This window comes from Kitasatospora sp. NPDC088264, from assembly GCF_040685715.1.
In the GTDB taxonomy this organism is placed as follows: domain Bacteria; phylum Actinomycetota; class Actinomycetes; order Streptomycetales; family Streptomycetaceae; genus Kitasatospora.
On sequence record NZ_JBFBIR010000135.1, the window covers coordinates 1 to 2,466 of the forward strand.

General features: G+C 74.2%; 3 protein-coding genes and 1 pseudogene. All 4 read right to left on the reverse strand.

Annotation, left to right across the window (positions count from 1 at the left end):
* Positions 1-95: 95 nt before the first annotated feature.
* Positions 96-455, reverse strand: coding sequence for a hypothetical protein (locus AB0O82_RS38600; RefSeq protein WP_363589722.1), 360 nt, complete (start codon positions 453-455; stop codon positions 96-98).
* Between the two features lie 318 nt (positions 456-773).
* Positions 774-1,382 (reverse strand): anthrone oxygenase family protein, encoded by a 609-nt coding sequence (locus AB0O82_RS38605; protein ID WP_363589724.1) that lies wholly within the window; start codon positions 1,380-1,382, stop codon positions 774-776.
* Between the two features lie 223 nt (positions 1,383-1,605).
* Positions 1,606-2,265 (reverse strand): hemerythrin domain-containing protein, encoded by a 660-nt coding sequence (locus AB0O82_RS38610; protein WP_363589726.1) that lies wholly within the window; start codon positions 2,263-2,265, stop codon positions 1,606-1,608.
* Between the two features lie 84 nt (positions 2,266-2,349).
* Positions 2,350-2,466 (reverse strand): annotated as a pseudogene (locus AB0O82_RS38615) (NmrA family transcriptional regulator); the annotation flags it as partial.

Genomic DNA, 2,466 nt, shown 5'->3' on the forward strand with positions numbered 1-2,466 from the left:
CGAACAGCGCGCGGGCCGCCTCCCGGTCCGGTGCGCCCGAGCGGTGCGGGGCCGGGGCCGGCGCCGCTGCCGGGCCCGGGGCCGGTCGTCCGTGCCTACCGCCCGCCCTCTCCCGGCCTGCGCGGGGGGTTGCGCCGCAGCGGGGCCAGTTCCCGGGCCAGCGTCCGCACGTCCACGGCTATCCGCGCCGCGAGTTCGCCCGGCCCCGCGTCGCCCGGCAGGCGCCGGGACCAGGAACGCGCCTTGGCCGGACCGTCCTGGACCATGTCGAAGTTCAGCCGCACCGCCCCCGCCACGTCGGCCAGGGTCACCAGGATCCGGGTGTCCACGAGGTCGATCGTGACCTCGTTCCCGATGCACGAACACGCCACCAGACCCTCGATGTCCTCCTCCGCCAGATATCTGGCCAGGGGAACCGCTCTCCCCCGGATCAGGTACGGACGTATCACCGCCACCACAGACCCCGCCCCCTCTCCAGCTCACCGGACACGCCGACCACCGTACGGCCCGGCAACGGCGCAAGCGCGCCGCAACGACCGGGCCCGCCCATGCTCCACCCATAGCCCTCGGATCGCCAAGTCCAGGACGTCCCAGGCGACTTGACCGACAGCACTGGCCCGGCGCACCGGCGCACGCCCCGGCGCACTCGGGCGCCCCGCCGCCGAGCCCGGCGGCAGCAGGCCGGCCGCACCCGAAACGCACGAACGCCCGCCCGCACGAGGCGGACGGGCATTCCCCCGGCCGCGCAGCCCTGCGGCGCGCGGCCGGGCCGCTCAGCGGCCCAGGCGGCTGAACCGGCCGTGCAGGACCAACGAGCGGCTCAGGGCCGCCAGGCCCGCCGTGCAGAGCAGTGTGCGGAGCATGTTGGCGGCCACCCAGGTGCCCTCGAACTTGGCGCGCACGCCGGCGAAGTCGTGGATCTGGGACGGGTCGCCGGCCGCCGCCAGCTCGTTGTTGAGCGGGATGTTGACGCCCATCGTGACCATCAGCGCCACCACGTACAGCACCGTCGCCCCGGCCGCCCACAGCGCCGCCTGGCGCCGGCCGGCCTTGTGCTGGAGCCAGGCCGCCACGCCGGTGGCGGCGAAGGCTCCGACGAAGACCAGGCCGAACATCCCGTTCTCGATCGACGAGTTGATGTGCTGCATCGCCGTCACGTACGTCCGGTCGTCCCCGGCCGCGAGGCCGGGCATCACCGACACGTCGAAGGCGAAGAACAGGCCCGCCATCAGGCCCATCGCGATGGTGGCGCCCGCCAGGACGGGCCCGGCGGCGCGGCCCTGCCCGGCGGTTCCGCCGTACGGTGAACTCCCCGGCCGCACACCGCCGATGGCCGACGGGACCGCGTACGACACCGGTGCCGACCTCTGATCCGAACGCATCACAGGACCCCTTTTCACTCTCCCGGCCCCGCAGGACGCGGCGCCGGCGAACAGCGGAACGAACGACACCACCCACCGTGCGGTGCCACCCGCAACGGAACCGCGACAACCGGAACCTCGCTACGCGCCACGACACTTGCGGCACCGGAGAGTGCCGGGTGCCGCGACGAGTGCCGAGAGGAGTGCCGGGAGGAGTCCAGGGGAGTTGGAAAGGGGCCGGCGGTCACAGAACCGGGTGCAGGGTGCGCCGGTACCGGCGCTCCAGCACCGTACGGCCGATCAGCCGCACCGGGCCCGGGATGGTGGCCGACACGGCCCGCACGGACGCCGCGTCCGCGCCGTCGAACATCCACGGCTGCAGGTACGTCATGACCTGCCCCGGCGCGCTCTGGATGATCCGCCGCTCCACCCGCAGGTACTCGTCCACCGGCAGGCCCGCGATCGCCGGGAACACCACCGGTTCCTCGTGCCCCAGGTGCTCGCGGATCAGGTTCTCGAACCCCGCCGCGGCCTCGGGCAGTTCGGCGATCCGGCGGGCGGAGAGCACGTCCGCGACCCGGCGCATCGTCCGGTCGAGCGCTTCGTGGTCCTGCTCCAGGATGCCGCCGCCGTCGAAGCCGGCCAGCCGCTCGCGCAGGAAGGGCCAGAGGATCTCGTCCTCGCTGTGGTGGTGCCAGTCGATGACGGCCCGCAGCCGGCCGAACCAGTCCGCCAGGGCCGCCGCGGGGCCCCAGCCGCCCGCGGACGAACCCCGGGCGGCGGCCGCGCTCAGCCGCGCGGCGTCCCGGCGCATCGCCACGTGCATCAGCCCGAAGCCCCGGATGTGCCCGGGCAGCGCGCCCACGCCCTGCTCACTCGACCAGACCTGCTTGCCGTCCGACATGGCCAAACCTCCACTGTTATGTCCGGATACACGACCGACGCCCGCCCGGTGGCGGCCTGTTCGGGCCGCCACCGGCGAGCCGGATCACACGTTCCACACGCCCGAAGCGGCGGCCTCGCGGGCGAAGTCGGCGAAGTCCCGCGGCTCACGCCCCAACGCCCGCCGCACCCCGTCCCCCAACGAAGCGTTACGACCGTCCAG

Coding starts and splice junctions, on each gene's coding strand:
- AB0O82_RS38610 (WP_363589726.1), bottom strand. CDS start 2,265: ATGTCGGACGGCAAGCAGGTCTGGTCGAGTGAGCAGGGCGTGGGCGCG.
- AB0O82_RS38605 (WP_363589724.1), bottom strand. CDS start 1,382: ATGCGTTCGGATCAGAGGTCGGCACCGGTGTCGTACGCGGTCCCGTCG.